Source organism: Mesorhizobium sp. M7A.F.Ca.CA.001.08.2.1, from assembly GCF_003998455.1.
GTDB classification, from domain to species: Bacteria; Pseudomonadota; Alphaproteobacteria; order Rhizobiales; family Rhizobiaceae; genus Mesorhizobium; species Mesorhizobium ciceri.
Genome location: NZ_RZPW01000758.1, coordinates 1 through 2,867, shown reverse-complemented (window position 1 = coordinate 2,867; position 2,867 = coordinate 1). Strand labels below are relative to the sequence as shown.

Here is a 2,867-nt window from a genome sequence, read left to right as displayed (position 1 = left end):
ACCCTTCAGAGTGGACCCACTCGCGCAACGGTCGACGTCAGACCGGCGCCTTGCCGCGCACTTCCGACTTTTCCAGATAGTAGCTCGAATATTTATCGAAGAATTTTTCCGAACCGCCGAACGAGCCGTATTTGGCCAGTTTCTTCAAATCGACCTTGTTCAGCACCGCGCCGACGATCTTGTTGGCGACATAGGGTTCGGATTCCAGCATCGACCTGACCATCGCGCGCGGGGTGCGCCCCCACTCGGTGACCAGTACAAAACCGTCGACCAATGGCGCGAAGGCCTTGGCGTCGACCACCGGTCCGAGCGGCGGCAGATCGACGACGATGTATTCGAACGTCTCCTTGGCGTTCTCGATGAAGCGCCGCATGCCGGCCGAGGAGAGAAGTTCGCTGGTATGCGAGAAGTGACCGCGCAGCACCGCCGGGATGATCGCCAGCTTCGTCTGCCTGTCGATCTTGCCGACGGACTGCCAGGTCTGGCCGCCGACCACCGCTTCCATCAAGCCCTGCTCGGTTTCCATGCCAAGGCCTCGGCTGAGGCCGGGATTGCGCAAGTCGCCGTCGATCAGCAGCGTCTTGGAGCCATTGGCGGCAAGCAAGCCGGCGAGATTTGCCGCGACCGTCGACTTGCCCTCGCCGGGAAGCACCGAGATGATGCCGATGACGCGGCTGCCTTGCCCTTCCATCACGACGTCGAAGGCGATCTTGGCGCTGCGCAGCGTTTCGGAGAACATCGAGGCTGGAGAATCGATGCTGACCCGCATGCGCGCCCGCTTTTCGGCTGAAGACAGCGATTGGGTGGTCTTGGCGTCCACCTGGGTCTCGCCCGGCTTTTCTTCCTTGCCGAGCTTGCCGCCGATCGTCGGCAGGTAGCCGAGGAATTTGAGGTTGACGCGGTCGCGCACGTCCTCGCCGGTCCTGAAGAAGCGTTCGTTGAACTCGTTCAGGCCACCAAAGCCGGCGCCCATCAGCAGGCCAAGCACCAGCGAAAGTCCGAGCACGACGATGGTGCGCGGGCTTGAGGCCGTCATCGGCATCGACGCGTCGGAGATGATGCGGATCTTGCCGACCGGGAAGGATTGCTGCTGCGCGGCTTCCTCGTAACGACCCAGGAATGTCTGATAGAGCGTGGTGAGCGCCGTCGCCTGCTGATCGAGTTCACGCAGCTTGACTTGCGTCTGGTTGTCGACGGAGCTCTTGCCTTGCGCGGCCGCGACGTTGGCCCTGAGCGCGGTCTCGCGTGCCTGCGCCACCTCATATTCGTTGCGATAGCTTTCGGTCAGCTGCTTCAGCTCGCCGAAAATCTGCGTCGATATGTCGGCCTTCTCCTTGGAGAGAGCCACCGCCTGCGGGTGCTCGGGGCCGAAATTCGCCTCAACGTCCTGCAGCCGCTTGGCCACCGTGAGGTAGCGGGTCTTGAGCGCCGATATGACCGAGCTGCTTGGCTGGTCGCTCGATATGGCGGCATCCTTGAAAGCGTTTTCGGAGCCGCTGTCGACGATGGCCTTGTACTGCTGGTAGCGGGCGCTGGCTCGTGCGGTGTCGGCCTGCGCCACGATAAGCTGGGCGTTGAGGTCGGAAAGCTGCTTGTCGCTCATCAGCTGGCCATCGCTGTTGGCGGCCAGCCCATGTTCGGCCCTGAATTTCTCAACTGCGAGCGAAGCTGCCTGCGAGCTCTGGCGCAACTCCGTCAACCGGCCCTGCAGCCAGACCGCAGCCCGCTCGGTGGCATCGAAGCTGGCATCGAGCTGATCGGCGAGATAGGCATCGGCATAGGCCTTGGTGATGGCGTTTGCCAAGGCCGGATCCGTCGCCTGATAGCCGAGCGCGATGACGTAGCTTCGGCCGACGCGTTCCGCCCGGATCTCGTTCTGCAGCTTGAGGATCGCGTAGTCGCGGCGCGACGTGGCGATCAGCGCATCGCGGGCGGCCGGGTCGAGCTTGCTGAAGTCAGCGCCACCCGGCATGGAAGAGCTGGGGCGGACATACTGGATCAGGCCGCGGATGAGGCCTATGCCTTGGGCAAGCGCCGACTGGGGCGGATTCATGAACGTGTCGTTCTGGTCGAGCTTCAGCTTGTCGACGACCACGGCGGCAAGCCGCGTCGAGGTCAGGATCTCGATCTGGCTCAGGATGGCGGAATCGGTCTGCATGGTTGTCGACGTCGCCGAAATGTCGTCGACGATCTTGTTCAAGCCCTCGTCAATCAGCACGCTGGCGATCGACTGATATTTGGGCGGCGTTGTCTGCAAATAGAGCAGGCCCAGGAAGAGACCGATGACGGCACACACGGCAACCACCTTGGCCTGCCGTGCGGCCATGCCAAGCAGCCGCTCGATATCGATGAAGTCTTCGCCGTCTCCTGCGTCCGAATTCGGCAATGGCATCCTCTTGTCGAGAGGAAAGTTGGCATAATTCATCTTCGGTCCAATTCTAGAGCCGGTCCTATTCCGATTGATCGCAATTGGCTCTATCTTACTGTTTCAACATGATCTTTTCCGGAAACCGGGACCCACTTTCAGGGATCATGCCTTGGCTTGCAGGCGCCTCGAAGATCGGGAGCATCGCCAGAGCAATGCAAGCGTCGTGCCAGACGGAGAGAACCTGCCGGCCCCTCTTCGCCAGCCATCTGACGATACTCCCGAAAGATGGGCATTATGCGGCTTCTTCCTGGCGTTCATGCGACCGGACGAACTCCTGAAGCATCTCGAAAACCGGACCCTTCATGTCGTCGCGCGCCAGCGCGAAGGCGATGTTGGCCTGGATGAACCCTTCCTTGGAACCACAGTCGAACATGCGGCCGAGAAAAGGCTGGGCGAAGAACGGCTGATCCTTCGACAGACGAACCATGGCATCCGTCAG

At 61.5% G+C, this 2,867-nt stretch carries 1 protein-coding gene and 1 pseudogene; both read right to left on the bottom strand.

The window, feature by feature from the left end:
* Positions 1-37: 37 nt before the first annotated feature.
* On the bottom strand, positions 38-2,425 hold the full coding sequence (locus tag EN914_RS30325; protein ID WP_024501825.1) for a polysaccharide biosynthesis tyrosine autokinase: 2,388 nt from the start codon (positions 2,423-2,425) through the stop codon (positions 38-40).
* A gap of 235 nt (positions 2,426-2,660) precedes the next feature.
* A pseudogene (locus tag EN914_RS30320) lies at positions 2,661-2,867 on the bottom strand (UTP--glucose-1-phosphate uridylyltransferase); the annotation flags it as partial.

Excerpts from the sequence above, each read along its gene's own strand:
- EN914_RS30325 (WP_024501825.1), bottom strand. The coding sequence starts at position 2,425 with ATGAATTATGCCAACTTTCCTCTCGACAAGAGGATGCCATTGCCGAAT.